Source organism: Arthrobacter sp. SPT-J7 (genome assembly GCF_059089965.1).
In genome coordinates, this window is the sequence record NZ_JBNHFF010000577.1 from 1 (window position 1) to 428 (window position 428).

Consider the following 428-nt stretch of genomic DNA (forward strand, 5'->3'; position numbering starts at 1 on the left):
TCCCTTTACTTAGCTGCGTTGGCGAGCTCGGCGGCCTTGTCGGCGCCCTCGTCCATGGTTGCGGCCAGGGTAACCAGCGGGTGGTTCGCCTCGGCCAGGATGCGGCGGCCTTCCTCAACGTTGTTGCCGTCGAGGCGGACTACCAGCGGCTTGTTGGCGTTGTGGCCCAGTTCGGCCAGCGCACCTACGATGCCCTTGGCGACGGCGTCACACGCGGTGATGCCGCCGAAGACGTTCACGAACACGGACTTGACCTGCTCGTCGCCCAGGATTACATCAAGGCCTGCCGCCATGACTTCGGCGGAAGCTCCACCGCCGATGTCCAGGAAGTTGGCGGGCTTGACGTTGCCGTGGTTTTCACCAGCGTAGGCAACAACGTCCAGGGTGGACATGACCAGGCCTGCACCGTTGCCGATGATGCCCACTTC

Annotated in this window: 1 pseudogene; it reads right to left on the bottom strand. The window is 64.0% G+C overall.

Features of this window, described 5'->3' with window-relative positions:
- Positions 1-5 precede the first annotated feature (5 nt).
- Positions 6-428, bottom strand: a pseudogene (locus AC5RWX_RS34345) (ADP-forming succinate--CoA ligase subunit beta); the annotation flags it as partial.